This is a genomic window from Pelomonas dachongensis (genome assembly GCF_043555865.1).
Classification (GTDB): Bacteria; Pseudomonadota; Gammaproteobacteria; order Burkholderiales; family Burkholderiaceae_C; genus Pelomonas; species Pelomonas dachongensis.
On the sequence record NZ_JBIGHY010000001.1, the window covers coordinates 352,626 to 378,140 of the forward strand.

The following is a 25,515-nucleotide window of genomic DNA, read 5'->3' on the forward strand; positions in this document are numbered from 1 at the left end:
AATCACTTCTCCAGAGAGGGCCGCTGCACGAAGGCGTTGCGGCAAGGCTTCAAGGCAGGGCGGCGCCCTTGTTGACAGGACCGAAAGACGGCGCTACGGCGGGGGCGGGCTTGGGCGCGGCAGCGGGCGCAGGAGCCTGGGCCACTGCGGCCGGGGGGGCAGGGCGGGTCAACGCATCCATCACCTGCTTCTGGATGGAGGCCGGCCCGCCACCACCGCCGACGATGTACTCGACGTGCATGGCCTCGCCCACTACGCCGGTGGCGCGCCGGCCCTCGAACAGCCCCGCCGCCGTCAGCGCCCGCGTCGGGTTGGGCAACTGGTCGTCGGGGTGGCGCAGCAGCGCCGTCAGGCGGCCGGACTGCTTGGCGACGATGAGGCGTTGCGCGTCCTGCGGCGACAGGTCCAACGTCACCGTGCTGAAGCTGCGCTCCTGGCCGGTCTGCTCGTCGCGGCGCTTCAGGTTCTGGTCGGTGGCCAGCACCACCATGTTGGCCAGCAACGTGCGGGTGATCTCCTCCGCGCCGTCGCCGGCGGGCCGCTGCGTCAACATCAGGTCGATGCGATCGCCAGGCCGCAGCATGCCGGAGACGCTGTTGACGGTGTCGACCTCGAAGGTCATCGCACGGCGGCCGTTCTTCAGCGTGGCTGAGAACACGGTGGCGCCCTGGCCGTCGGCATGCGCCGGCAGCAGCATGTCGCCGCGCTTCATGGCCACGGCCAAACGCTGGTGTTCCATCTGATCGAAAGTGTCCGGCGTGAGCGTATCGGCGTTGACGAACTCGCGCGGCACTTGGCGCACGGCAAAGTTTTCGCCTGTCAGCGAGTCGCCAGGCAGCAGGTCGCGCTTGGCGACGACGACGGGGATGGGCTGGTTGGCGCGTCGGGCCTCCTCGTCCAGCGCCTGCATGTGGCGCTGGACCATGCGGTTGCCGAGGAAGGCGGCACCGCCGCCGAGCAGCAGGGCGACGAGGAGCAGCAGCCAGTTCGCGTTGATGCGGGGGAGGTTCACGGCAGCGACAGGAAGTAGGTGAGGTTCTGGAAGAAAACGCGCACGGCTTCGGCCACGTACTGCGCGCCGGTGCGGCCGCCGAACTCGACGACGAACAGCGCCAGCACGAGGCCGGTGGCCACGACCAGGTACTCGATGGCGGCCTGGCCATGCTCGGGATGCGGGACTTTCATGGTTCGACTTCCAGCAGGTTGATGGTCAGCGCCAGGGGCTCGCGTGGGCCGGCCTGGGTGAGGACGATGTCGACGCTGGCCGGACCTCTGTCGAAGCTGGCCAGCCACTGGCGCTGTTCATTGGCACTGCGCTCGAACACCGCTCGCCAGCCGGCGCGGCTCCAGTACTGGCGCAGGCGCTGTTGGGTGATCTCGAAGCTGGCGTCGCCGCCCATCTGCACGAGCCTGCTGCGCTTCGGACCGTCACGCGTGTCCGAGACCTGCGTGACATGCAGCGGCGCCAGCGACGGCAGGTCGCGCGGAATGTAGTCACGCTGCACGTCGCGGAAATTCATCTGGCTGAGCAGAGCGCGGCTGCCTCCGCTGCGGCCGTCCCGTTCGATCTGTACGACGACCTGTACTGGGCCCTGCTGCAGCGTCAGCTTGCGCCAGTGCTGCTGCTCGGTCTCCAGCGGCGCCACGCTGCTGTAGCGGCGCCAGTCGCGCTTGAAATAGGCCAGCAGTTCTTCGGTCGGCAACTCGGAGCGCAGTTCCAGCACCTGTACGGGCAAGCCATTGACCCGGGCATCGCGCAACACCCAGGTTGACTCGGTGCGTGGGGGGATGCTCAGCGATAGCCACGCATTGGCGGACTGCACCCCGCCCACCGCTGTGAGCAAGCACGCCCCGCAGACGGCTCGTGCCACCTTTGCTGCCCGTTGCATGCCAGCCTCCTATTTCAGGCAGGTGCTGTTGTTGGGCGCGCCATCAAGGCGCGTCGTCCCGCTGCTGGGGTCAGCGGCGACGACATCGGGTTTGATGCAGCCGAAGTCAGGCGCGTCTCTCTCGAACAGCTTGATGGCCAAGCCCAGAACTTGCTCGACGAAGTTGGGGATGATGCGGCTCGACAGGTTGACCTTGGCCGCCGCAGCCGCCGTGTCTGCCGAGCCGCTGCTGCCCAGGCCACCCCCGAGCGCAGCCGTCGCCGCGCCGATCTTCAGGTCAGCCGGCTTGTTGCTCGCCAGATCAAGCCGATTGAAGAGGTTCAGCTCCACCATCGCCAAGCGGCCATCCGCGATGGGCTTGCCGACCAGCCCGGACACATAGCCCACCTTCTCATTGGCGACGCCGATGCTGGCGTTGCTCCAGCTAAGCGTCACCTGCGACGGGCTTTTCAGCAATGCCTTGCCGGCCAGGTCGCGCCACAAGGCGGGCTGGCCCTTGTCGTCCTTGAACTTGGCGACGCTGTCGTCGCTGCGCAACTGGCCATCCTTGGACAGCGCATCATGGGTCAGAAAGTAACGCGCCCGCATCTGGTCAGCGATGGTGGCATCGCTGAGCTGCTTGGCATCGGGCTGTGCAGCCCGCTGGAAGGAGGCATAACGACTGGCCTGCTGGGCGCGCTGCTGCAGATCGCCGTAGCGGCCCAGGTAGCTAACGGCCAGGTACATCGGCACTAGCACGGCCAAGGCGATGATGAACTCGGCCATTGCCTGGCCGCGTTGGCGGGGTGTCCGGGTCGTTGAAGTCATCGCGAGCCTCCGGCTGGCACGATCAACGGCTGCTTGATGAAAGCCTCGATGGCGCGGCGGCTGAAGCGGTCATCGGCAATGGGTTTGCCTTCCTCGATGACCTCAGCCTCCATGCGGTCAGCGTCTACCTCGGGCGGTGCGTTCGCCGAGACGCCAGGTGGCAGGATGCGCAGGTAGCGCAGTGTCGGTGTCGACTCGCCCCTGAACTCCGGCAGGCTGCCGTCGTAGGCGCGCGGGTGCACGCAGAAATGCTGGCCGGGCGTGACGGGCTCGCCATTGACGACTTTGTCGCTGTTCCACAGGCAGGGCTGCCCGCCGGGCGTGCTGCCCTTGGACAAGTCAGGGTCGCGCAGCTTCTTCGATGAGTCGGCCAAGCAGCGCTGGGGGTTGCGGGTGCTGTCTTCAGTGAAACGTGGCGCTTGGGCAGCGGCACCTCCGCTGGGCTCGGCATTGGCCGAACCGCCATACGAGTCGGCGCACAGCGTCTGGGTCTCGGCCGTGACCGATTTGTAGAACGTCCACTGGCAACCCTTGTCGGCGTTGGGCCAGACCATGATGTCGGTAGCGTACTCAGCGCGCTGGTTTCCGGCGTAGAGCACCTCGGTCTCGCGCGTGACCCACTTGGCGATTTCGGACGGGTTCGGCAGCGTCGGCGCTGCATCTGGCTGGCCCTTAGCGCGCTGTTCGAGCTGGCAGACTCCCAGCCGGCTTGCCAGTTCTTCACGCATCCGCTGTGGATCGGGGTGCATGCGCATGACGATGCGAAGGCTCGTGCCGTCCTTTGCCGGTGCCGCGGTCGAGCCATCGCTGCAGCCGGCCAACGCGGCGCAACACAGCAATAAAGGGAGCAGGGCTCGCATCACTGTCCTCCTGGCGTGTAGAGCGCCTTATCGGGCGAGATGCCCATCGCTGTCAGCAGTGCGCCTTTCTCGCCGGCTGTCAGGTCGCGCAACCGCGCCTGCCAGTAGGGGCTGTAGAGCGAACCGTATTCCTTGGCGCCATCGGGCCTCCACAAGCCGGAGGCAGTGAAGTCGTTCGTCAGCCCCCGACGTGGCCGTTCAAAGAAGACCCGCGCCTTCGCGAATGCAGCGTTCTGTGCGGCTTCCTGCTTCAGTGGCACATGGGCCGACCCCGTCACTGACTTGCTGTTGACGGTGTCCATGGACAGCGACGTCGTCGTGAAGTCGTTGCCGCCCGGGCGTGCGACCGCAACGATGAAGTCCAAACCCAGTTCTTCACGACTGGTCTTCTTCTTGTCAGCGACGTCGTACAACGCCGGCACGCCGGACCATTTCCTGTGCCTGCCGCCATCATCTTGCGCATTGTCCTGAGCGTCACGATGTGGATCCCAGCGGTCGCCTGCACTGCCGCTTTTGTCAGCGTTTGCTCGCCCCCAACCGACAGCCTCGTACTTTTTGCAGGGCTTATATTTGCACCAACCCAGACGCCATAGCTCCAGCGTGTCCTCCGACTCCCAGCGATCAAAGTTCTTCAGCTTGGAGCCTCCGTCCTTGTAGAGGCCCGCAATGCCGCCGTTCAACCGCAACCAGGGCTGACCCGGGCGGTAGGCCGAGAACCTGTCCAGTGACTGTTCCAGGATGTACTTGCCATCCCCACGGTCCCCGTTTTCATACAACGCCGTGAACTTCATCCAAGCCGCGTTGTTCTTGACGAAAGTCGCTTCCTTGATCAGCCCGCTGTCGGCAATGACCACACCGGCATCCTTGCGGCTGTTGAAGTCAGTCTTGTTGGCCTTGACAATATTGCGTGCGGCGTCCTCAGCGAGCAGTCCGCCACCCTTGTTGATCGCTGTCTGAGCACCGCGCAGCCCTGACTTCACCAGTTCCAGCGCCGGAATGTAGACATCGATGCCTTTGTGCAAGCCTGTCTTGGCCTTCCCCGCGACCATCTCCACCTTGTCCATCACCTTGGCGGCTGCCTGCGCGGCTGCGCCGACGCCGGGGATGAGGCTGGCGATGTTCAGCACCATCTCCAGGCGCCCGGATGTTTTCTCCAGGTACTGCACCCAGCTTTCCAGTGACAGTAGCTGTGCAAGGAACACTTCGTTGGCCACCACACCGCGATTGGCGTAGGCCATCAGGTTCAGCAACCTGGCCTCCGCTGTGGCCCCTGCCAGCGCGGAGGCATCGGCTGCGTTCACCGCGCGTTGCTTGCCGACGATGACCTGACCGGTGTTGAACACCGCATACATGACTGCCGCGCTGGCGGCCAACGATCCCAACAGCCAGATCGCGGCCTGGCCACGGTGGCGGTGTCGGCGCGGAAGGTGTTTTTCCATCATGGCCTGCGTGTGGTGGAAGTGTCAGGTCAGCTGGACCAGTTCGACCCGGCGGTTCTTGGCGCGGCCGTCTTCCTTGCGGTTGTCGGCGATGGGAGCGTCCTGTCCGTGACCTTTGGCTGCGAGCCGGCCCTTGGCAATGCCTCGGGCCTCCAGCGCGGCCACGATGGCGCGGGCGCGATCCAGCGACAGCTGGCGGTTGGCCGCCGCATCGCCTTGGTTGTCCGTGTGGCCCTCGACCGACACGCGCAGCGTGGGTTGCTGCTTGAGCAAAGTGACCGTCTCGTCGATGGTCGGCTCCACCGCAGCCTTGAGTTCCGAGCGACCGGTGTCGAAGTTGATGTAGAGCGTGGCCAGGCCATCGCTGCGCAGAGACGCGGCTAATTCGCTGGCCTGCACGGACACCGTGCTCGCCCGCGTCTGTGGCGTGACGAGGTAGAGGGTGTGGTAACCGGCGAAGTTGTCGTCCAGTACGACCCATACGTGGCCGGCGCCGTCGGGCACCTTGAATACAAAGGCGCCGTTTTCGCCGGACTCCCGATTGAGCAATTTGCCGCCCACCTTCGTGAGGCTGGCGGTGTATTCCCGCGCCACCTGCTGAGGCGACACCTTGCTGCCGCTGCGGTGCAGCATCTGCAGCTTCTCGACCTTGCCGTCGATCCGGAAACGCCCGTTGGCGATGTGCGCCTTGAGTTGGCAGCTTGGTTGGGCGCAACTCACCGGCAAATCAATATCTGCGTAGTCGGTTATCTTGTGACTGCCGACTTCATAACCCTGGATGGGCGCAACGCCAAACGCCTGAGCGCCAGAGACGGCAAACAAAAAACAGAGGTTTAATATTTTTGTCATGGATCAGGCCTGGCATGGATAAATCCAACAAGAACTCACGCCATTAGAAAATCAACCAGCCTGTCGGTCAGGGCAGCTTCACCAGCTCGACCCGGCGGTTCTTGGCGCGGCCTTCGTCCTTGCGGTTGTCGGCCACCGGAATATCCGGTCCATGGCCTGCCACGCTCAACCGGGCGGCCGCGATACCCTTGGCATATAGCGCCTTCTGCACCGCCTGAGCGCGCTCCAGTGACAGCTTGCGGTTGCTGGCCGGCTCGCCAACGTTGTCGGTGTGCCCCTCGATCGAGAGCTTGAGCTTGGGTTGAAGCTGCAGCAACTTGACGATCTCGTCGACGACGGCCGCGCCGTCAGGCTTCAGCGCAGCGCGACCCGTGTCGAACTCGATGTAGAGCGTGGCCCAGCCGTCGGCCTGCATCTGTGCCGCCATGTCGGACGCCGACACCGCGACCGTGGTCCCGCGGGCTTGCGACGTGACCTGCACAACGGTGTAGTAACCCTCGAAGTTGTCGTTGAGGATCACCCACTTGCGCTGACCCTTGGCGCCAGAGGCGCTGAAAACGAAAGGCCCGCTGCGCCCCGACTCGGGGTTCTGCAGGGTGTAGCCCGTCTTGGCCAAGGCTTCACCCAATTCCCGGGCAACCTGCAGATCACTCACCAAGGCAGCTCCCTTGCTGCGAACGTGGGTGCGCTCTTCAACACGCCCTTCCAGGACGAGTTTGCCGTCCTGGCTCAACAAGGCACCCAGCTTGCAAGTGGGCTGCTTGCATTGGACTCGCACCGCGAACTTGTCGTACTCCACGACTTTGGGTGGTGCCGGGTCGAACCCGGCCACCGGGCTGATCTCGACTTGGGCATGACCAAGCGCCGCACCAACGGCGATATTCGCCACGATCAGACGCGGCAGAAGCGAGGCAACAGTCAAGGCAGGACGAAACATGGTTTGAATCTGGCGAGAAGGCGGGAGAGGACGGCTTCCCCTCCCCGGACGCTCAGCTTACTTGGACAGCTGGTTGTTCTTGGTGAAGTCGCTGAGGCTCTTCGTCGTGGAGACCTTGTCCGCGTTGTCCACGTTCACGGCCTTGGCCTTGTCGTTGTGCGTCTTGGCGTTGCCGTTGTCGCCACCGAGCGCGGCAGCCATGGCGCCGGTCTGGTTCTTCACCGTCTCACCGAACATCGAATAGACGCCGATGGCGGCCACGGCGATCAACGCCACGATGATGATGTATTCGGTCATACCCTGGCCACGTTGGCTGCGGCTGGTGTCGGTATTCAAATGCATAACAATATCTCCTGCAAATTAGGGGTCAGACAAGGCAAGGAGCCGAAGGTCTTAAAACCACCCCCTGCGGCCCGCACCATATCGTTCGAAAGTTGACGAGGTAGTCCCTAATTCCCGCCAAATCGTATCAACCCGTAAAATACCCCCTTGGGTCGGGGCTCCCCCCTAAATCATTAGATTGACGCTGCCATGCAGCACCCCGGAGACTCGCGCGCCGGCTGGATGCAGCCGTTTTCGGGCTTTGGAATTGGCGAGTTTCAGCAGTGATATCGACAGTCATGTGGCGCGTCCGGCGGGCCGCTTCGTGCTGCTCGTGCGCGAGCGACTGTCGGTGGGCCTGCTGGCCTCAGCAGGCGCAGGCGGGGCGATGGGCGCCGCCTACCTCGCGCCGCCCTCCCCCCTGACGGCAGCGCTGCTGCTGGGCGGCATGACCTGCGCCGCCTGGCAGCTCCAGCAGGCGACCGGGCGACACCGCTGGTATTGCTGCGTGTTGACGCTGCTGGCGTGGCAAGTGGGCGGCATGGGCTGGATCACTGCGGTCCTGTCACCGGCGCTGGCTGGACTGGAACGTGCCGTTGCGATTGCCGCACTGTTCTCGGTGCTGTGGCTGGTGTCGCTGGGCAGCTTGCTGGCGTTGGCCTGGCTGGCGCTGCGGCTGCTGCCGGGCCGCGTGGTGCTGGCCCTGCCGCTGGCCTGGTGGGCATGGCTGGTGCTGCGCGACCTGTGCTGGTGGGGAGGCGGCTACGGAAGCCTGAGCCTGCCGCTGCTGGCCTTGCCGGGACTGGCCACGTTGCTTCCCGTGCTGGGCACGGCGTTGTTCGAGGCGCTGCTGTGGGCGGCGCTGCTATGGGTGACGGCCGTGCCCGTCGACCGGCGCGGCGAGGCTGGGTCGCGTCGTGTCGTGGCGGCCGGCCTGGCCGAGGCGCTTGGCTGGCCCCTGCCTTGGGCCTGGACCGCCCCCGCTGGCAGCGTACCCATCGCCGCCGTGCCGACACCTCCGGCCGAGCCGGCGACGGCGGTCGACGGATGGACGCTGCAGGCTCGCGACGCCGCGCTGGCGGCTCTGCACCGCGCGATCCAGCAGGCACCCGCCGGCAGCCTGATCGTGACACCCGAGATTTTCCTGCCCGAGCCACCACCGCCCGCGACCCAGGGCGTCTGGGGAGACCTGCTGATGGCGCTGGACGCCCGCCAGCAGCGGCTGCTGCTGGGCACGGCGCTGCCGCACCCCGAGGACCGCGCCGCGCTGATGAACGTCGCCCTGCTGCTAGCGCCGCAGCGCGGCGAGGTGTCGGCCAGCGTTTACGCCAAGCAGCGCCTAGCGCCCATCGGCGAGGAACTGCCCTGGCCGGGCCTGCTGGCGCCGATCGCCGATCGATGGCTGAATCACAGCCGTCGCATCGGCCGTAGGGCGGCGCCGCCTGAACTGGCCGAGCCGCTGCTCGTGGATGGGGCGTCGCTGGGCGTGTTGCTGTGCCACGAGGTGGCCTTCGGTGACTTACCGGCTGCGCGCGCCGATGCGCTGCTTCACCTGGCCAGCGACCGCTGGTCGGGCGACCCCCGCTCGGCCCGGCAGGCACTTGGCCTGGCGCGCCTGCGGGCGCTGGAGACCGGCAAGTGGCTGCTGAGCGTCAGCGAGGGCGAGGCAGCCCAACTGATCGACCTCAACGGCCACGCGCGGCCGGCCCGTCCGCAGGAGGTGCTGCCCCTGCTCGAGGGGGCGACTCCCTTCATTCGCTGGCGCGACCTGCAGCCCGTCGCGCCTTTTGTGCTGCTGGCGGCGCTGCTGCCGGCATGCCGCCGTCGCCGGACCCGTGCCGGCCCACATATTGCCGCAGGGGCAACGCCATGAAGTCCTGCCATCGCCAGCGTGGCGCCACGCTGATGGAATTCGTCATCGTCTTTCCGCTCGCTGCATTGCTGGTGATGGGCCTGATCCAGGCTGGCTTCATCTACATGGCCAAGCTCACGCTGAACCATGCGACCTTCATGGCGGCGCGCGTCGGCGCCACGCACAACGCTAGCAAGAGCGAGATGCGCACAGCGCTGCTACGCGGCCTGATTCCCTTTGTGCAGAACAGCTTCGAGACCAACGACAGCAAGCGCCTCCTGGTGGCGTCGGGCGTGGTGCTGGGCGAGCTTCCATTCACCACCCTGGAACTGCTCAACCCGTCGGCCAAGAGCTTTGCCGACTTCGGCGTCAAGGACTCCAAAGTCAAGGCCACCTACATCCCCAACGACAACCTTGAATGGCGTGCCAACACGTTGGGGAAGCAGTCGCAGCAGAACCTGCGCGACGCCAACCTGCTGAAGATTCGCGTCGTTTACGGCTACGAGCTCAAGGTGCCGTTGATGGCCGGGATCATGCGGCGCGTCATGTGCTCGGGCGAGAGCGGCGTCGAGGCTTGGGGCAACGTGTCGATCTTCCAGTCGGTCTACCCGCTGGCGAACAAGAACTGCGCCTACTACCTGCTCGGGCGCATGCCCATCGAGAGCACGGCCATCGTCGAGATGCAGTCGCCCGCCTACCAATAACCATTCCACGCGCCTCCTCATGAACCGAGTCCATCGCACGCTGTCGCTCATCGCCCTGTTCACGCTGTCCGCTTGCGGCGGCGGCGGCAACGAGTCGGGCCCGCCCGACCAGGTCTACCTGTCGGTCGCGTCCGTCTCCGTCGGCTCTACCGGCAACTGCGTCGCCATGCGCGGGCCTGAGATCCACGTCTACGGTGGCACCCCGCCCTACAAGCTCGCTAACTCCGTGCCCCAGGGCATGACGCTGAACAAGACCGTGCTGCAGAACAGCGGCGACGGCTTCGTCATCACCTTCACCGGCATGTGCCTGGACACCATGCCCATCACGGTGGAAGACCAGGCGGGGCTGCTGGCCCAGGTCAGCGTGTCCAACGGCAAATGAAGCCGCTGTTCGCGCTGCTGCTCGCCGCAGGCGTGGCGACGACGGCCCAGGCTGGCTGCCGTCGCGGAGGCGTGGAGTGGATCGTGGGTGGCACAGCGCCCGTCGATTGCGACCAGCCGACGGCAGAGCGCGGCGCGGAGGTCCGGCCCCGCGCCGCCACGGCCAGCACCATCAGCACTGCCAGCCAGCGCCAGCGCGACCAGGAGCGCCGCCTCATCCTTGTGCAGGAGCTGGCGCAGGAGGAGCAGCGGCTGCCGCGCTCTGCCGATGCCGACAGCGCGCTGCGCACGCGCGACAACATCGCCGCGCTGAAGCGCGAGCTCGCCCGCTTGAACGTCGCGCAGCGCTGAGGCTGCGGGCACTATCTGCGGGCCGTCGAGTTCCGCAGCGGCCCTCATGTCCCCCGCCACCGTCCACTCCCGTACCCTCGACGGCCTGGCTGCCGCGCCTGTCACCGTGGAAGTGCGTCTGGCCAACGGCCTGCCGTCGTTCACCGGGGTTGGGCTCGCGGACACCGAGGCCAAGGAGGCCCGCGAGCGCGTGCTCGGAGCGCTTGCCAACAGCGGGCTGGGGTTTCCAGCCAACAAGAGGATTGCCGTGAACCTCGCGACGGCTGACCGCCCAAGGCGGCGGGCGTTTCGACCTGGCGATGGCGCTGGGCCTGCTGGCTGCCAACGGCCCGGTCGATGCCGCCAAGCTCTCCCACTTCGAATGCGCCGGCGAGCTGTCGCTGGCAGGCGAACTGCGCGCGGCGCGCTCGCGATAGCGCTGGCACTGCGCCACTGCTGATGACCGGGCCGCCCGGCACGGGCAAGTCCATATTGTCGCTGCCCCTGGCGGGCCTGCTGCCGCCACTGGATGACGAAGCCGCTCTGCAATCCGCCGCCGTGCTGAGCCTGGGCGGGCAGTTCGACGTGTCGCGCTGGGGGCAGCGGCCCGTGCGCGCGCCGCACCACTCGCGTCTAGCGTGGCGCTGGTGGGCGGCGCCTCGCCGCCGCGACCGGGCGAGATATCGCTGGCCCAGCAAGGTGTTCTCTCGTCGATGAACTGCCCGAGTTCCCGCGCGCTGCGCTGTAGGCCTAGCGCGAGCTGCTGGAGACCGGGCGCATCCTCATCTCGCGGGCTGCCCGGCAGGCGGAGTTCCCGGCGCTTCCAGCTGGCCGCCGCGATGAACGCCTGCCCGTGCGGCTATCTCGGCAACCCGCTGACAGCCTGCCGCTGCACGCCGGACCAGGTGGCCCTCTATCAGGGCCGGCTCGGCGGCACCTTTCTGGACCGGCTGGACCTGCTCGTCGAAGTGCCCGTGATCCCGCGGGGCGAGCTGCAGGACACGGCGCCGGGCGAAACCAGCGCTGTTGTGGCGGCACGCGTGGCGGCGGCGCGAGGCCGCGCGCTGCGCCGGCAACGCGTGATCAACCCGCAGCTGCAGGCGCAGGACCTGGCCGTGCATGCGGCGCTGGAGCCGGCGGCTAAAAGCTTGCTTGAGCGCTCGGCGGAGAAGTTGGGCTGGTCGGCGCGCAGCTTCCATCGCGTGCTGCGCGTGGCCCGCAATGTGGCTGATCTGGGCGGTGCCGATGTGATCGCGCCCGCCCATGGGGCGGAGGCGATCTAACTGCGCCGGGCGCTGCCCGGCGCGTCGCCCGCTTAGGCGCGGGTGAAGCCGTTGTCGGTCAGGCGGATCTCGTCGCCCGAGCGCAGGCCCGGATCGCTGCTGCGCTCGAACTGGCGCAGGCGGCCGTCGCGTTCACGCGCTTCGATGATCCACACCGTGCGGCTCTTCTGACGCTTCTCGATTTCGCGGCCCGCATAACCGCCCGCCACGGCACCGCCGACGGTGGCTAGCTTCTTGCCATTGCCGCCGCCGATCTGGTTGCCCAACAGGCCACCGATCACCGCGCCGCCGACCGTACCCAGCGCCGACGCTTCGCCCTCGCGGGTCTCGGTGCGGACGTTCGTCACCATTGCGCAGCTGCTGCACAGCTGGGCGAGCCGCTGTTCCTGGCGCTCGGCCGACGTCGGCTGGCGCACCGGCTGGACAGGCGCCTGCGCGACCAGCACCGGCTCGCGGCGCGCCACCGGCGCTGGTGCGATGGGTGCATCACGGTCGGCCTTGGCGGCGGGTTCCGAGATGGCGGCCGTCACTGGCGGGTTGTCGGCCGGCGTGGCAGTGGAGCGGCCGACCGCGTAAGCGCCGCCAAGCAGCGCGAGCACGACGGCAACGCCGGCAACGACCTGGGTGGAATTGACGCTGGGCGTGGACATGAAGGGCTCCGTCATTGTTGTTGGACACCTCATGTTCACGTCCGAGACGACCCGCGGGCTGTAGGACAAGCGCCCGACGCGGCGCCAGCGTCATATCAATCCAGCAGCGGCGCCAGCGCGCGGCGCGCGTCTTCGTCGCTGAGGCCGCAGCGCGCGGCCCAGTCGGCGACCTGATCTTCGCCGATGCGGCCGACGTTGAAGTAGGCCGCGTCAGGGTGGGCCAGGTAGAAGCCGCTGACGCTGGCGGCCGGCGTCATCGCCATGCTGTCGGTCAGGCCCATGCCGATCTCTTCGGGGACCAGCACCTTGAATAAGTCCCGCTTGGCGAGGTGGTCCGGGCAGGCCGGATAGCCTGGCGCGGGGCGGATGCCGCTGTACTGCTCGGCGACCAGCTCCGCATTGCTGAGCGACTCATCAGCGGCGTAGCCCCAAAACTCGCGTCGCACGCGCTCGTGCAGCCATTCGGCAGCGGCCTCAGCAAGGCGGTCGGCCAGCGCCTTGAGCATGATGGACGAGTAGTCGTCGTGGGCGGCCAGGAACTGCGCCTCCTTCTTGTCCACGCCCAGGCCCGCGGTCACGGCGAACAGGCCGATGTGGTCGCCGATGTTGTCCGTTTCAGCGGCGACGAAGTCCGACAGGCAGCGGTTCGGCCGCTTCACACCTTCGACGACCGGCCGCTCGCTCTGCATGCGCAGCCCGTGCCAGGTCATCGGCGGCTCGCTGTGGATGGCGATGTCGTCGTGGTTCACACGCGCGGCCGGGTAAAGGCCGAACACCGCGTGCGCCTGCAGCCAGCGGCCATCGATGATCTTCTTCAGCATCGCCTGCGCGTCGTCGAAGACCTTGCGCGCTTCGACGCCCACGACCTCGTCGTCGAGGATGGCCGGGTAGGGGCCGGCCAGGTCCCAGGTTTGGAAGTAGGGGCCCCAGTCGATGTACTTCGCCAGCTCGGCCAGGTCGAGGTTTTTCAGCACGCGGCGGCCGGTGAACTTCGGCGCGGGCGTCACGCGATTCAGGTCCAGCGGCGCAGCGTTGGCACGCGCAGCGGCCAGCGTCACCAGAGGCGTCTTCTTCTTGCCGGCGTGCAGCTGGCGGGTCTTCTCGATGTCGGCGCGCAGCTCGGCGATGTAGGCCCCCGCGCGCTCGTCGCTCAACAGCTCTGAGCACACGCCCACCGCCCGTGACGCGTCGGGCACGTAGACGACCGGGCCTTCGTAGTGCGGCGAGATCTTGACGGCCGTGTGCACGCGGCTGGTGGTCGCGCCGCCGATCAGCAGCGGCATGTGGCGCGACGAGAAGTACTCGTCACGCTGCATCTCGGCGGCCACGTGCTGCATCTCTTCCAGCGACGGCGTGATGAGGCCCGACAGGCCGATGATGTCGGCGCCCTCGTCTTTGGCTTTCTGCAGGATGTCCCGCGCCGGCACCATGACGCCCATGTTGACGACTTCGTAGTTGTTGCACTGCAGGACCACCGTGACGATGTTCTTGCCGATGTCGTGCACGTCGCCCTTGACCGTTGCCATGACGATCTTGCCCTTCGGCTTGACGTCGCCGCCGGCGGCCTCCAGCTGCCGCTTCTCTTCCTCGATGTAAGGCACGAGGTGCGCCACGGCGCTCTTCATCACGCGGGCGCTCTTCACCACCTGCGGCAGGAACATCTTGCCCTGACCGAACAGGTCGCCGACGACGTTCATGCCGGCCATCAACGGGCCTTCGATGACGTGCAGCGGCCGGCCGCCGCGCGCCGAGATCGCCTGCCAGGCTTCCTCGGTGTCCTCGGTGATGAAGTCGGTGATGCCGTGCACCAGCGCGTGGCTCAGTCGCGCGTTGACGTCGCCCGCCCGCCAGGCCAGGCGCGCGGAATCGTCCTTGCCGGCGCTCTTGGCGCGGTCGGCGATCTCGATGAGGCGCTCGCCCGCATCGGCGCGGCGGTTCAGCACCACGTCTTCCACACGCTCGCGCAGCTCGGCGTCCAGGTCGTCGTACACGCCCACCATGCCGGCGTTGACGATGCCCATGTCCATGCCCGCCTGGATGGCGTGGTACAGGAACACGGTGTGGATGGCCTCGCGCACCGGCTCGTTGCCGCGGAAGCTGAACGACACGTTGGACACGCCGCCCGACACCTTGGCGCCGGGCAGGTGCTGCTTGATCCAGCGCGTGGCCTCGATGAAGTCCACCGCGTAGTTGTCGTGCTCCTCGATGCCCGTCGCGATCGCGAAAATGTTGGGGTCGAAGATGATGTCCTCAGGCGGGAAATCCACCTCGTCAACCAGGAAGCGGTAGGCCCGCTCGCAGATCTCGGTTTTGCGCGCGAAGGTGTCGGCCTGGCCCTGCTCGTCGAACGCCATCACGACTGCGGCCGCGCCGTAGCGCTTCACCAGCCTGGCCTGGCGCTTGAACTCGGCCTCGCCTTCCTTCAGCGAGATGGAGTTGACGATTCCCTTGCCCTGGATGCACTTCAGGCCAGCCTCGATGACGCTCCACTTGGACGAGTCGATCATGATCGGCACGCGCGCGATCTCGGGCTCGCCGGCGATCAGGTTCAGGAAGCGCACCATGGCCGCCTGGCTGTCCAGCATGGCCTCGTCCATGTTGATGTCGATGACCTGCGCGCCGTTCTCCACCTGCTGGCGAGCCACGGCCAGTGCGTCCTCGAACTGCCCCGCCAGGATCATGCGGGCGAAGGCCTTGGAGCCGGTGACGTTGGTGCGCTCGCCGATGTTGACGAACAGCGTGCCGGCGTCGATGGCAACGGGTTCCAGGCCGGAGAGCTTGAGGGGGGGGGGCGAGAGGGTCATCGATGGCGGCTCGGGCTGAGGATCGATGAGCGCCGTTCGTCGAAATCCGAGCCTGGCAGGCCGAAAACCCGTCGCAGCGCTCCTCGGATGAGCCGGGAATTCTACGCAGTCGCCCCTTCGCCGTGCCTCAAGGGCGGCTCGTCCGCACCGAAGGCAGCGACAGAATCGGCGGATCCATGGCCACTGAACTCATCCCTCTTCCGGCCCGCTCGCTGCGGGTGGGCATGACGCTGCCCTACGACGTGTACGACGCCGGCGGCAAGCTGCTGGCCGCGCGGGGCCAGGTGTTGCAGGACACGCCGCAGGGGCGCGGCCTCATCGAAGGCGGCGCCTGGGTGCGGGCCGACTCGACGCTGGAGTTCCAGCGCGCCCGCGCGCATCGCCTGGACACGCTAGTGCTGCGCGACGTGCCGCTGGCCGACATTGCCAAGGCCGATTCGAGCTTCCACCTCGACGCGCTGACGCTGGCGCCGGTCAAGGTGGAGCAGGGCCCGCGCGAGGTGTGGTCGGACCTGCTGCTGCGCCTGCACGGGTTGTTGCGCGAAGCCGAGCCGCTGGATTTCCCGGGCCGGCTCGCCGCGCTGCGCGATGCCGCGCTGAAGCGGCTGCAAGCCCAGCCCGACGCGACGCTGCTGCTGCTGGTGTTCGAGAGCAGCCAGGAGTGGAGCGACTACAGCGCGCGCCACGCGCTGCTGACGCTGCTGCTGTGCGACATGGTGGCCCGGCAGCTGCAGCTGCCGCCGCCGCTGCGCGAGGCGCTGCAGGGCGCCGCGCTGACGATGAACTTCGGCAGCGGCGAATTGCACGACCGCATGGCCAGCCAGGCCGGTGCGGCCACGCCTGCGCAGCGCCAGTTGATCGCCGCGCACGGGGAACGCGCCGCGCAGCGGCTGGCCCAGGTGGGCATCACCGACGCGGTCTGGCTGACTGCCGTGCGCCTGCACCACGACGCCGGCCCCGGCCCGCTGGCCGCGCGCAGCGACGGCGAGCGGTTGGCGCGGCTGCTGCGCCGCATCGACATCTTCGGCGCCCGCCTGTCGCCGCGCCGCAGCCGCCCGGCCATGAGCGGCGCTGCCGCCGCGCGCGCCGTGTTTCTCGACGAGCGCGGCCAGCCCGACGAGGCCGGCGCCGCGCTCATCAAGGCCGTGGGCCTGTACCCGCCCGGCAGCCTGGTGCGACTGGCCAACGGTGAGGTGGGCATGGTGGTCAAGCGCGGCTTCAGCGCCAACGAGCCGCTGGTGGCCGCGCTGATCGGCAAGAGCGGCAGCCCGCTGTCGGCCCCGGTGCCGCGCGACACGCGGCTGGCCAGTCAGGCCATAGCCGCCAGCCTGGCGCCGGCGGAGCTGAAACTGCATGTGAACCTGGATCTGCTGCTCAAGCTCTAGCCTTTGCGCTCGCGACGCGGCACTGTGTATATGCCGCTTGCCCAACTGTGCATATCGACGTATTCTGTGTATACACGTTATGCACAGCAGTCTCGTCATCTCCCAGGCCGACGCCCGGCCCATGTACCTGCAGATCACCGAGCAGATCCGCATGCGCGTGGCGGCGGGCGACTGGCCGCCGGGCAAGGAACTGCCGTCCATCCGCGCGCTGGCGGCCGACCTGAAGGTCAGCGTGATCACGGTCAAGCGGGCCTACCTGGATCTGGAGACCGAGGGCGTCATCGTGACCCGCCACGGCAAGGGCTCGTTCGTGGCCGAGGCGCAGGAGCGGGTGCAGGCCTCGCAGCGCGCTGAGCTGGATGAGCACCTGGCCGCCGCCGTCCGCATCGCGACAACGCTGGGCCTGCGTGACGAGGAACTGATAGCCCGGCTGCGCAGCGTGCTGCACCCACAGGAGCCCCCCGCATGAGCGCGAACAAGGCATTCGAGATGAGGGGCGTCAGCAAGGCGTTCCGCTTCTTCTCGCTGAACGATGTGTCGCTGGACCTGGAGCCCGGCCAGATCATGGGCCTGGTGGGCCCCAACGGCGCCGGCAAGAGCACCACCATCCGGCTGCTGATGGGGCTGCTTTCGGCAGACGCCGGCGAGATCCGGCTGCTGGGCCGCGACATGCCGCGCGAGCAGGCCGCTGCGAAGGCAGACGTGGGATTCGTCAGCGACGACATGCGGCTGTTTGCGCACGCCACGCTGGCCTGGCACATGGATTTCGTCGCAGGCATCTACCCCGGCTGGGACGCCGCCTACGCCGCCGCGCTGTTGAAGCGTTTCGGCCTTCGCGCCGAGCAGCCGGCCAAGAGCCTGTCCACCGGCGAGCAGGCCAAGGCGCTGCTGCTGCTGGCGCTGGCACGCCGCCCGCGCCTGCTGGTGCTGGACGAGCCCACGTCGGGCCTGGACCCGGTCGCCCGCCACGAGCTGCTGAGCGAGTTCATGGACGTGCTGCGCGACGACCGCCGCAGCATCCTGTTCTCGTCGCACAACACGCTGGACGTGGAGCGCATCTCCGATCGCATCACGTTCATCGACCGCGGACGCGTTGTCGCGGCCAGCGACAAGGAGGACTTCCTCGACCGCTGGCGCCGTGTGCAGCTGCGGCTGCCTGCCGATAAGCCGGCGTGGAGCGCCCACGAGATCGTCGCCTGCCAGCGCGACGGCAGCCTCGCCACGCTGACGGTGGACGGCTTCAGCGACGACTGGTTGGCCGGTCTGGGCGCGCCGGTGGAGACCGTGCACCGCATGAGCCTGGAAGAGATCTTCGTCGCCACCGTCATGCACAGCCGTGACGTTCAACAGGCCCGCACCACATGAACACCCTTGCCGCCAAGCTCATCGCCAAGGAGCTGCACCAATTCCGCTGGGTGATGGCTGGCGCCGCCGCGGCGGGCCTGGCGGCGCTGCCGGCCGCCGCCACCGGCGAGGCCGGCTTCAACCTCGCCTTCATCGTGTGGGTGACGGCCGTCATCGCGCTGGGCGTCATGCTGGCGCTGTACGGCGTGGCCACGGAACGCAAGGAGCGCGCGCGCTTGTTCGTGCTGAGCCTGCCGCTGTCGCCGGCCGCCTACGTGCGCATCAAGCTGCTGGCGCTGCTGCTGTGCTTCATGCTGCCCTGGGCGGCGCTGAGCGCTGGGGCGGCGGTGCTCATCCTGGCCGTGCCCGGCATTCCGGACGGCGTGCTGCCCTACGGTCTGCTGCTGTGCGTCTACCTGCTGTTCAACTTCGCGGTGGTGCTGACGGCATCGCTGCAGATCGCGTCCGAGGCTGCGATGGGCGGCGTGATCATCCTGACCAACATGTCCGTGTCGCTCTTCATGAGCGCGCTGGGCCGCGTGCCCGGCCTGGGCGAGCACATGTGGACCCCCGAGCCCGTCTGGAACACCCCGTTCTGGATGCTGCTGGCCGCTGAACTGGCAGCCACGCTGCTGGTGCTGTGCGTCCCGCTCCTCTTCGCGGCGAGACGCCGCGACGCCCTCTAGAAGGAATCTTCATGTCAACTCAACCCAACGGCGAGAGGCTGCACGCCCTCGACGCAGTGCGGAGCTTTGCCCTTTTGCTGGGCGTCGCCTTCCACGCGATGCTGTCCTTCATTCCCGGCATGCCGCCCGGCTTATGGGCGATGGTGGACAACTCGCCCAGCCCGTTCCTCGCGGATGCGAGCTTCGTCGCGCACAGCTTCCGCATGACGCTGTTCTTCTTCATCGCCGGCTTCTTCGCGCGGCTGCTGCACCAGCGGCTGGGCACGAAAGGCTTCTGGGCCAACCGCGCCCAGCGTATCGCCGTGCCGCTGGTGGTGGGCTGGCTGCTGCTGTTCCCGGCCATCGGCTTCGTCTGGCACCTGGGCCTGCAGCAGGTGTTCAACGGCGCGCCGCCGGCAATGCCGGAGATGCTGAAGGCCCCCGGCGCATTCCCGCTGACGCACCTGTGGTTTCTGTACCAGCTGCTGTGGCTGTATGCCGGCGCACTCTTGGTGCGCGGCATCCTCATTCGCCTCGGCCCAGGCCAGGCAGTACGCCGCGTCGTGGACCGGGCTGTCACCGCCGCGCTCCGCTGGCCGGCCGGCGCGCTGATGCTGGGCCTGCCGCTGGCGGGCGTGCTGCTGGCGACGCCCGGCTGGTTCCCGTGGGGCGGCATTCCCACGCCGGACCAGTCGCTGATCCCGCAGCTGCCCGCCACCGTGGGCTACGGCGCGGCCTTCGCGTTCGGCTGGCTGGTGCAGCGCGCACCCGGCGCGCTGGCAGCGCTGCGCGCGCGGTGGTGGCTGCACGGCGCCCTGGCCATCGCGTCGTCGGCGCTGTGCCTGTACGTGATGAAGACGCAGCCGCCTTTCGGCATGCCCGAGCCGCCCAAGCTGGTCTTCACGCTGGCTTTCGTCGCATCCGCCTGGGCCTGGAGCTTCGCCATCGCCGGCGCCGCGCTGCGCTTCCTGTCGGGCCACCACCCGGCCGTGCGCTACGTGGCGGATGCGTCGTACTGGATCTACCTGGTGCACCTGCCGGTGGTGGCTGCGCTGCAGGTGTGGGTGGGCCACTGGCCGCTTCACTGGGCGCTGAAGTTTCCGTTCATCGTCGCCACCAGCCTGGCGCTGCTCCTGCTCAGCTACCACTTGCTGGTGCGCTCGACGGTCATCGGCAAGCTGCTCAACGGCAAGGTCTACCCGCGCGGTGCGGCGCCGGTGGAACAGCCGCCGCCCGCTGGCGGCGACGGCGTCGTCGCGCAGTTGCGTGGCGTGTCCAAGCGCTATGGCACCGTGGAAGCGCTGAGCCGCGTGGACCTGGACCTGAAGCGTGGCGAGCTGCTGGCGCTGTTAGGCCCCAACGGCGCGGGCAAGTCCACCGCCATCTCGCTGTGGCTGGGGCTGAACGAGGCGGATGCGGGCGAGGTGCGCCTGCTGGGCGGCGCGCCGCAGGACATCGCAAGGCGGCGCGGCCTGGGCGTCATGATGCAGAACGTCGAACTGCCGAAGGACCTGAAAGTGCACGAGCTGGTGGCCCTGTCCGCCAGCTACTACCCGCAGCCCATGACGGTGAAGGAGGCGCTGGAACGCGCCGGCATCGCCCCGCTGGCGAGCCGGCCCTACGGCAAGCTGTCCGGCGGCCAGAAGCGGCAGGTGCAGTTCGCACTGGCCATCTGCGGTCGACCGCGCGTGCTGTTCCTGGACGAGCCCACCGTGGGCCTGGACCTGCAGGCCCGCGAGGCGCTGTGGCAGCACATCCGCACGCTGCTGAGCGAGGGTTGCTCCATCCTGCTGACCACGCACTACCTCGAAGAAGCCGAGGCGCTGGCCACCCGCGTGGCCGTGCTGGGCAAGGGGCGCGTCATCGCGTCGGGCAGCGTGGACGAGATGCGCGCGCTGGTGTCGCGCCGCCACGTGCGCTGCGAGACCACGCTGCCCGCCGGCGAGGTGCGGCGCTGGCCCGGCGTGGTGGACGTGAGCGGCGACCACGACCAGCTCGCCATCGTCGCCACCGATGCCGAAGGCGTCGTGCGCCGCCTGCTGGCCGCCGACCCCTCGCTCTCGCGTCTGGAGGTCCGCCAGGCCGGGCTCAACGACGCCTTCAACACCCTGACCCGGGAGGCCGCATGAACACGCTGACCCACACCACCCCGGCGCTGCATGTGCCCGCGCACTCGGTCGCCAGCGTCTACCTGCTGGAGACTTGGCTGGAGCTGCTGCGCCTGCTGCGCTCGCCGGCCTTCGCACTGCCGATGTTCCTGCTACCGGTCGGCACCTACCTGCTGTTTGCGTTTGCCGTGGCGGGCGAGATGGTGGCCAAGGACCCGGACGCCGGCCGCTTCATGTTCGCCGGCTTCTCGGTGATGGCCGTCACGATGGCCGCGCTGTTCGCCACCTGCCCCAACCTCGCACTGGAGCGCGAGCAAGGCCTGCTGACGCTCAAGCGCGCGCAACCTGCACCGCCAGGCGCGTGGCTGACGGCCAAGATCGTGGCCGGCGTCGTGTGCGGGGCCATCGCCTACCTGCCCATCCTCGTGCTGGCGGCCGTCACCGGCCAGGCCCGGCTGGATGGCGCGCAGCTGGCGGCGATGAGCGCCGTGCTGGTGGCCGGCACCATTCCGTTCTGTGCACTGGGCCTGATGCTGGGTGCGCTGACCAGTGGCTCGGCCGCGCCGGCTTACGCCAACCTGGCCTACCTGCCGGGGCTGTACCTGTCGGGCGTGTTTTTCCCGCTGCCGAAGTCCATGCACTTCCAGACCGTGTTCTGGCCGCACTTCCACCTGGACCAGCTCGTCTTCGCCGCTGGCGGTGTCACCAAGTTCCAGTGGATCTCGCCGCAGATGGCCTTCGCCGTCCTGCTGAGCTTCACGCTGCTGTGCAGCGGCGTGGCACTTCATCGCCTGAAGCGGCGGGGCTGACGGTCGCGCGCTGACCCGCGCGCGACCCGATGCACCGGGCGATCAGCGCTTGGCGTTGGCCGACGCTTCGACGCTCACCGAGCGGTCGGCAGGCGAGGCCATGGCGTTGGCGCTGCCCGAACCCTGGCCATTGCGGCCCGCGGCCGGCGTGGCCGGAGCGGCGGGCGTGGCAGGCGCCGGAGTGGCCGCGTTGCCGCCGCCCTGGCCGGCCAGGGTGCCGCTGGCACCGATGGGACTGCCGGTGAGTGCGCCGCTCACCGCGCCATTGGCGCTGCCGGAGCCGCTGGCCGCCGTGGCGCCCCCTTGGTCCTTCAGCCCTTGCCCGGCAACGTGCGCGCCGGCCATCTGGTCAGTGACCGTCGTCCGTGCGGCATCGACACCACCTCGCGCGGCGGTGCGGGCCTCACCGAGCTTGTCGGTGGTCGTCTGCGCTACGCCACCGACGGCGCCGGTCGCGTTGTGCTTCAGGTTGCCGACCTGGGACTTGGTGCGGTCGACGCTGCCGCGCAGCAGCGACGCATCGGCGGTGCCGGTGGCACGGCCGCCGATGTCCAGCGCGCGGGGTGACAGCGTGCCGTTCAGCCCGCCGGTGAGGCCGCCACCGGCAGCGCCGCCGCCCAGCAGGCCGGCCGCGTGGGCGTGGGAGGCGATGAGGCCGGCGGCCATGGCGACAGCGCTCAGCGTCTGGCGAACGAAGTGAGTGCGACGGGTTGCAGTCATGTGGGATCTCCGGGGTGGTTGGCTCGGAAGGGCCGGCGGTTTGCGGCCCTTTCACTGCGTACAACGACTGCTCCCGGCAGATCCTTCCCGCCCCGCTTGCAACGCTTTGTGTCAGCGTTCCTGCCGCTGCTGCAAGCGCTCCGGCACGACGCGCAGGTCGTCCGCCACCAAGCCGCGGCCGAACACCGGGTCGCTGCCCGGCGCGCCGAGGTCCACGGCCTGAGCCGCCAGCGTCTCGACTGCTGCCGCCGCGCCGGTCACGTCGGGCGCGCGCAGCTGCGCGGCCAGCAAACCTGCCACCAGCGGCGCCGCGAACGACGTACCGCGTGCGACGCCGTAGCCCCCCCCGCTGCGCGCCACAGCCATGTCGGCGCCGGGGGCCGCCCACATCACCTGCGGCCCCTGCGCTGCCTCGGGCAGCACGCGGCGTGACATGTTGACGCCCGTCACGCCCACCACGCCGGCATAGGCCGCCGGGAACAGCGGCGGCGCGGCCGGGCCGTCGTTGCCCACGGCCGCCACCAGCAGGTGGCCGCGCTGCACCAGCGCCGCGACGCCGCGTTGCAGCAGCAAGTTCTGCGGGCCGACGAGGCTCACATTGACGACGGCCACGCGCTCGCGCGCCATCCACGCCAGCGCGCCCACCACGGCCTCGGCCGAGCCGCCGTCGGGCTGGTCGCAATAAACGTCGGCGGCGAACAACTCGGCCCCGCTGGCGGCGCCCGCGAAGCCGCGGTCGCGGCCCACCAGCAGCGATGCGACCGCCGTGCCGTGTTCGCTGGGTACCGGCTGGCCGCCGCAACCCCAGCTGGCGCCATCGGCACGGCGCAGTGCCGCGTGGCGGCGGTCCACGCCGCCGTCGATCAGACCCACGCGCACGGGCCCCGTCGGCCTGGCGCTGGTGCCGCCGCCGCTCGCCACGTCGCCGCTGCGGACATACAGGTGGTTGTAGTCGGCCTGCAGGTCGGGCTGGGCCGCCCGCAGCTGCGCCAGCGCGTCGGCCGTGGCCAGCCCCGGCGGCACGCGCAGCACGACGTGACGCAGGTCCAGCTCGGGCCAGGCCTTGTCGCGCAGCACGGTGAGGCCCAGTGCTGCAGCGGCAGCCAGCGCGTTGTCGCCAGGCGACACCAGCACCAGCTCGCGCCGGCGGATGGGCTCGCCGCGCGGGTCGGCCTCGACGACGTCGGCATGGCGGCGCAGCAGGTCGCGCGCCACCGTCGTGCGCAGGTCCAGCAGTGGCGTCGTCGACAACAGCAGCTCGGGCAGCGGCTGCGCGACGCGATCCACCACGCCGCCCACGACGCCGGGCAGGCGCTGCACGCTGGGCAACTGCGGCAGGCGCAGCTGGCCCTGGGCGGCGACGCTCAGCGTGGCGAGGAAGGACAGGGCGATAACGGATTTCACGGGCATTTGAAGGATAACGAGCGAGACGGGGAACAAAATCCGCGCCTCGTCCGTTGTCCCCGCATCGATGCCCGAAAACCTTGCCGAACTTCGTCAGGCCATGGCCGAGCTGCTGCCGCGGCTGCGCCGTTTCGGCCGCACGCTGGCCCGCACCTCCGAAGACGCCGACGACCTGGTGCAGGTCGCCATCGAGAAGGCGCTGACGCGCACCGACCAGTGGACGCCTGGAACACGTCTGGACAGCTGGATGTTTCGCATCATGCAGAACGCGTGGATCGATGAATTGAGGGCGCGCGAGCGGCGCGGCCAGACCTTCCTGCCCGAGGAGGCCGGCGAGCAGGTGGGCGATGGCGCCGCGTCGGGCGCGGCGCTGGATGCCATCCTGGTGCGCAAGGCGGTGGCGTCGCTGAGTGATGAGCACCGCACGGTGGTTGCCTTGGTGCTGGTGGAGGGCCTGAGCTACCAAGAAGCGTCCGAGACGCTGGGTGTGCCGGTCGGCACGGTCACAAGCCGCCTGTCCCGTGCCCGCGAGGCGCTGCAGCAACTGCTGGGAGAGTGGCCATGAGCCCGCAAGATGACGAACAACTGCTGAAGGCCGAACGCTGGCGCATGACCGCCGCCTTCGATGAGGTGCTGACGGAGCCGGTGCCGGACCGTCTGACGGCGCCGCTGGCCGCCCCGGCGGCCCCCGTCGTGGATCTGGGCGCGGTGCGGGCACGGCGCCGGGGCCTGCCAGGCTGGGCCGCCTGGGGCGGCATGGCGGCGACGCTGGTGCTGGGAACGCTGCTGGGCATGCGGCTGGCGCCGCCCGCCGAGGACCGAGGCGGCCGGCTGCTGGCCAGCGGTGCCATCGCGCAGGCGCTGGAGCGGCAACTCGCCAGTGCACCGGCGGGCTCGGTGGCCGTTCAGATCAGCTTCAAGGCCAAGGATGGCCGCTTCTGCCGCAGCTTCTCGACCCCGACCGCGGCAGGCCTGGCATGCCGCGAGGAGGACGGCGTGTGGGCGTTGCAGCAGGTGGCGCAGGTCAACGAACTGGCGGGTGATCTGCGCCAGGCGTCCAGCAGCCTGCCGCCGTCGGTGCTGGCCGCGGTGGATGCGGCGATGGAGGGTGAAGCGCTGAATGCCGAACAGGAGAAGGCGGCGCGCGACGCGGGCTGGCGCTGAACATCCCCGCCCGCCGAGGGCCGGGCCGTTCCCAAGCGGTCCCGATCAGGCTCGCCCGCGTGCGGCGAGGGGCATCACACCTCCAGGCTGCGCCAGATCAGTTCCGTCAGCAGCAGCCGGGCGCGCTCGAAGTCCTCGCCGTCCAGCTCCGGCTTGCCCATGTAGAGCGCGAACTGCGGACCCAGGTCCGCATACGCCTGGGTGGACGACCAGATCAGGAACATCAGGTGCGTGAAGTCCACCCGCCGCACCAGACCCTGGTCCGCCCAGCGCTCGAAGCGCGCCACGTCGGCGTGCAGCAGCGGCATGACCTGCGCCTTCAGCACGTCCTGGTAGCGCGGCGCGCCGGCCATGATCTCGCGCGTGAAGACGGCGTTGCCGCTGGGCCGCTCGCGGCTGAAGCGCAGCTTGACGGCTACATAGGTCTGGATGGCAGCCCGCGGCTCGGTGGCCTCAGTGATGGCCGTCATGCTGGCCATCCACTCGCCCATGACGCTGTCCAGCACCGCCAGGTACAGCTCCTCCTTGCTGGGCCAGTGGTACAGCAGGTTCTGCCGTGACAAGTCCAGCGCGGCGGCGATGTTGTCGAGGCTGACGCCTTCAAACCCGAATCGGGCGAACTGGCGCTCGGCTTCGGCCAGGATGGTCTCCTGCTTGCGCAAGGTGGCGGCGCGGGGCGTGCGGGCGAGGGGAGCAGTCACGGTCATGCACCGGATTCTGACGTTACGCACCATGTGCTTGCTGCGGGTTTTTACGTCTAGGTCAATTTTTACGGCCTAGTAATGTTTGGCTGTTTTCCCTTGGGAGATT

General features: G+C 68.6%; 28 protein-coding genes, 2 pseudogenes and 1 riboswitch. Of the genes and pseudogenes, 16 read left to right on the forward strand and 14 right to left on the reverse strand.

Features of this window, described 5'->3' with window-relative positions:
• Positions 1–49: 49 nt before the first annotated feature.
• The 9 genes from cpaB to ACG02S_RS01735 form a co-directional block, all read right to left on the reverse strand.
• Positions 50–1,012, reverse strand: coding sequence for a Flp pilus assembly protein CpaB (cpaB, locus tag ACG02S_RS01695; RefSeq protein ID WP_394468707.1), 963 nt, complete (start codon positions 1,010–1,012; stop codon positions 50–52).
• A complete protein-coding gene (locus ACG02S_RS01700; RefSeq protein ID WP_394468708.1) occupies positions 1,009–1,185 on the reverse strand; it encodes a hypothetical protein in 177 nt (58 codons plus the stop codon). Before ACG02S_RS01700 ends, cpaB begins: the two co-directional genes overlap by 4 nt.
• On the reverse strand, positions 1,182–1,763 hold the full coding sequence (locus tag ACG02S_RS01705) for a hypothetical protein (RefSeq protein ID WP_394468709.1): 582 nt from the start codon (positions 1,761–1,763) through the stop codon (positions 1,182–1,184). The genes ACG02S_RS01700 and ACG02S_RS01705 overlap by 4 nt, the downstream gene beginning before the upstream one ends.
• 135 nt (positions 1,764–1,898) lie before the next feature.
• The gene (locus ACG02S_RS01710; protein WP_394468710.1) at positions 1,899–2,696 is read right to left on the reverse strand and encodes a TadE family protein; all 798 of its coding nucleotides are present in this window, start codon (positions 2,694–2,696) and stop codon (positions 1,899–1,901) included.
• Positions 2,693–3,556, reverse strand: a complete 864-nt coding sequence (locus tag ACG02S_RS01715; RefSeq protein ID WP_394468711.1) for a hypothetical protein — start codon at positions 3,554–3,556, stop codon at positions 2,693–2,695. The genes ACG02S_RS01710 and ACG02S_RS01715 overlap by 4 nt, the downstream gene beginning before the upstream one ends.
• The gene (locus ACG02S_RS01720; protein ID WP_394468712.1) at positions 3,556–4,995 is read right to left on the reverse strand and encodes a pilus assembly protein TadG-related protein; all 1,440 of its coding nucleotides are present in this window, start codon (positions 4,993–4,995) and stop codon (positions 3,556–3,558) included. The genes ACG02S_RS01715 and ACG02S_RS01720 overlap by 1 nt, the downstream gene beginning before the upstream one ends.
• A gap of 24 nt (positions 4,996–5,019) precedes the next feature.
• Positions 5,020–5,844: an OmpA family protein gene (locus ACG02S_RS01725; protein ID WP_394468713.1), complete on the reverse strand. Its 825-nt coding sequence runs from the start codon at positions 5,842–5,844 to the stop codon at positions 5,020–5,022.
• A 67-nt stretch (positions 5,845–5,911) separates the two neighbouring features.
• On the reverse strand, positions 5,912–6,781 hold the full coding sequence (locus ACG02S_RS01730) for an OmpA family protein (RefSeq protein ID WP_394468714.1): 870 nt from the start codon (positions 6,779–6,781) through the stop codon (positions 5,912–5,914).
• 57 nt (positions 6,782–6,838) lie between these two features.
• On the reverse strand, positions 6,839–7,123 hold the full coding sequence (locus ACG02S_RS01735; RefSeq protein ID WP_394468715.1) for a Flp family type IVb pilin: 285 nt from the start codon (positions 7,121–7,123) through the stop codon (positions 6,839–6,841).
• Between the two features lie 280 nt (positions 7,124–7,403).
• Between ACG02S_RS01735 and ACG02S_RS01740 the strand changes: the two genes are divergently transcribed.
• The 8 genes and pseudogenes from ACG02S_RS01740 to ACG02S_RS01775 all read left to right on the forward strand — a co-directional run bounded on the left by ACG02S_RS01740 (position 7,404) and on the right by ACG02S_RS01775 (position 11,652).
• Positions 7,404–8,975 (forward strand): nitrilase-related carbon-nitrogen hydrolase, encoded by a 1,572-nt coding sequence (locus tag ACG02S_RS01740; protein ID WP_394468716.1) that lies wholly within the window; start codon positions 7,404–7,406, stop codon positions 8,973–8,975.
• Positions 8,972–9,658, forward strand: a complete 687-nt coding sequence (locus tag ACG02S_RS01745; RefSeq protein WP_394468717.1) for a TadE/TadG family type IV pilus assembly protein — start codon at positions 8,972–8,974, stop codon at positions 9,656–9,658. The genes ACG02S_RS01740 and ACG02S_RS01745 overlap by 4 nt, the downstream gene beginning before the upstream one ends.
• Positions 9,659–9,677: 19 nt before the next feature.
• The gene (locus ACG02S_RS01750; protein WP_394468718.1) at positions 9,678–10,040 is read left to right on the forward strand and encodes a hypothetical protein; all 363 of its coding nucleotides are present in this window, start codon (positions 9,678–9,680) and stop codon (positions 10,038–10,040) included.
• Positions 10,037–10,390, forward strand: coding sequence for a hypothetical protein (locus tag ACG02S_RS01755; RefSeq protein WP_394468719.1), 354 nt, complete (start codon positions 10,037–10,039; stop codon positions 10,388–10,390). The genes ACG02S_RS01750 and ACG02S_RS01755 overlap by 4 nt, the downstream gene beginning before the upstream one ends.
• 46 nt (positions 10,391–10,436) lie before the next feature.
• Positions 10,437–10,604: pseudogene (locus ACG02S_RS01760) on the forward strand (magnesium chelatase domain-containing protein); the annotation flags it as partial.
• 85 nt (positions 10,605–10,689) lie between these two features.
• A complete protein-coding gene (locus ACG02S_RS01765) occupies positions 10,690–10,806 on the forward strand; it encodes a hypothetical protein (protein ID WP_394468720.1) in 117 nt (38 codons plus the stop codon).
• Positions 10,807–10,828: 22 nt separating this feature from the next.
• Positions 10,829–11,295: pseudogene (locus ACG02S_RS01770) on the forward strand (ATP-binding protein); the annotation flags it as partial.
• 114 nt (positions 11,296–11,409) lie between these two features.
• Complete coding sequence (locus ACG02S_RS01775) at positions 11,410–11,652, forward strand: magnesium chelatase subunit ChlI family protein (RefSeq protein WP_394469294.1); 243 nt, start codon at positions 11,410–11,412, stop codon at positions 11,650–11,652.
• A 32-nt stretch (positions 11,653–11,684) separates the two neighbouring features.
• Here ACG02S_RS01775 and ACG02S_RS01780 read toward each other — a convergent pair whose 3' ends face one another.
• Positions 11,685–12,302: an outer membrane lipoprotein gene (locus ACG02S_RS01780; RefSeq protein WP_394468721.1), complete on the reverse strand. Its 618-nt coding sequence runs from the start codon at positions 12,300–12,302 to the stop codon at positions 11,685–11,687.
• Between the two features lie 95 nt (positions 12,303–12,397).
• Positions 12,398–15,106, reverse strand: coding sequence for a methionine synthase (gene metH / locus ACG02S_RS01785; RefSeq protein WP_394468722.1), 2,709 nt, complete (start codon positions 15,104–15,106; stop codon positions 12,398–12,400).
• A 20-nt stretch (positions 15,107–15,126) separates the two neighbouring features.
• Positions 15,127–15,197, reverse strand: a riboswitch (S-adenosyl-L-homocysteine riboswitch).
• A gap of 85 nt (positions 15,198–15,282) precedes the next feature.
• Here metH and ACG02S_RS01790 point away from each other — a divergent pair.
• The 6 genes from ACG02S_RS01790 to ACG02S_RS01815 all read left to right on the forward strand — a co-directional run bounded on the left by ACG02S_RS01790 (position 15,283) and on the right by ACG02S_RS01815 (position 21,417).
• Positions 15,283–16,491 (forward strand): HD-GYP domain-containing protein, encoded by a 1,209-nt coding sequence (locus ACG02S_RS01790; RefSeq protein WP_394468723.1) that lies wholly within the window; start codon positions 15,283–15,285, stop codon positions 16,489–16,491.
• 79 nt (positions 16,492–16,570) lie between these two features.
• The gene (locus ACG02S_RS01795) at positions 16,571–16,960 is read left to right on the forward strand and encodes a GntR family transcriptional regulator (protein WP_394468724.1); all 390 of its coding nucleotides are present in this window, start codon (positions 16,571–16,573) and stop codon (positions 16,958–16,960) included.
• Positions 16,957–17,856, forward strand: a complete 900-nt coding sequence (locus ACG02S_RS01800) for an ABC transporter ATP-binding protein (protein ID WP_394468725.1) — start codon at positions 16,957–16,959, stop codon at positions 17,854–17,856. The genes ACG02S_RS01795 and ACG02S_RS01800 overlap by 4 nt, the downstream gene beginning before the upstream one ends.
• On the forward strand, positions 17,853–18,521 hold the full coding sequence (locus ACG02S_RS01805) for an ABC transporter permease (RefSeq protein WP_394468726.1): 669 nt from the start codon (positions 17,853–17,855) through the stop codon (positions 18,519–18,521). The genes ACG02S_RS01800 and ACG02S_RS01805 overlap by 4 nt, the downstream gene beginning before the upstream one ends.
• Before the next feature lie 11 nt (positions 18,522–18,532).
• The gene (locus ACG02S_RS01810) at positions 18,533–20,629 is read left to right on the forward strand and encodes an ATP-binding cassette domain-containing protein (protein WP_394468727.1); all 2,097 of its coding nucleotides are present in this window, start codon (positions 18,533–18,535) and stop codon (positions 20,627–20,629) included.
• Entirely contained in the window at positions 20,626–21,417 is a 792-nt protein-coding gene (locus ACG02S_RS01815; protein ID WP_394468728.1) for an ABC transporter permease, read from the forward strand. Before ACG02S_RS01810 ends, ACG02S_RS01815 begins: the two co-directional genes overlap by 4 nt.
• Before the next feature lie 42 nt (positions 21,418–21,459).
• On the opposite strand, the gene ACG02S_RS01820 is transcribed toward ACG02S_RS01815, so the two are convergent.
• Both ACG02S_RS01820 and ACG02S_RS01825 read right to left on the reverse strand, forming a co-directional pair.
• Positions 21,460–22,137 carry a hypothetical protein gene (locus ACG02S_RS01820; RefSeq protein ID WP_394468729.1) on the reverse strand — a complete coding sequence of 226 codons (678 nt, stop codon included), beginning with the start codon at positions 22,135–22,137 and terminating at the stop codon, positions 21,460–21,462.
• A 111-nt stretch (positions 22,138–22,248) separates the two neighbouring features.
• On the reverse strand, positions 22,249–23,547 hold the full coding sequence (locus ACG02S_RS01825) for a S8 family serine peptidase (protein ID WP_474103944.1): 1,299 nt from the start codon (positions 23,545–23,547) through the stop codon (positions 22,249–22,251).
• Positions 23,548–23,608: 61 nt separating this feature from the next.
• Between ACG02S_RS01825 and ACG02S_RS01830 the strand changes: the two genes are divergently transcribed.
• Both ACG02S_RS01830 and ACG02S_RS01835 read left to right on the forward strand, forming a co-directional pair.
• Positions 23,609–24,106 (forward strand): RNA polymerase sigma factor, encoded by a 498-nt coding sequence (locus ACG02S_RS01830; protein WP_394468731.1) that lies wholly within the window; start codon positions 23,609–23,611, stop codon positions 24,104–24,106.
• The gene (locus ACG02S_RS01835; RefSeq protein ID WP_394468732.1) at positions 24,103–24,705 is read left to right on the forward strand and encodes a hypothetical protein; all 603 of its coding nucleotides are present in this window, start codon (positions 24,103–24,105) and stop codon (positions 24,703–24,705) included. Before ACG02S_RS01830 ends, ACG02S_RS01835 begins: the two co-directional genes overlap by 4 nt.
• Before the next feature lie 74 nt (positions 24,706–24,779).
• Here ACG02S_RS01835 and ACG02S_RS01840 read toward each other — a convergent pair whose 3' ends face one another.
• Complete coding sequence (locus ACG02S_RS01840) at positions 24,780–25,412, reverse strand: TetR family transcriptional regulator C-terminal domain-containing protein (protein WP_394468733.1); 633 nt, start codon at positions 25,410–25,412, stop codon at positions 24,780–24,782.
• Positions 25,413–25,515 lie beyond the last annotated feature (103 nt).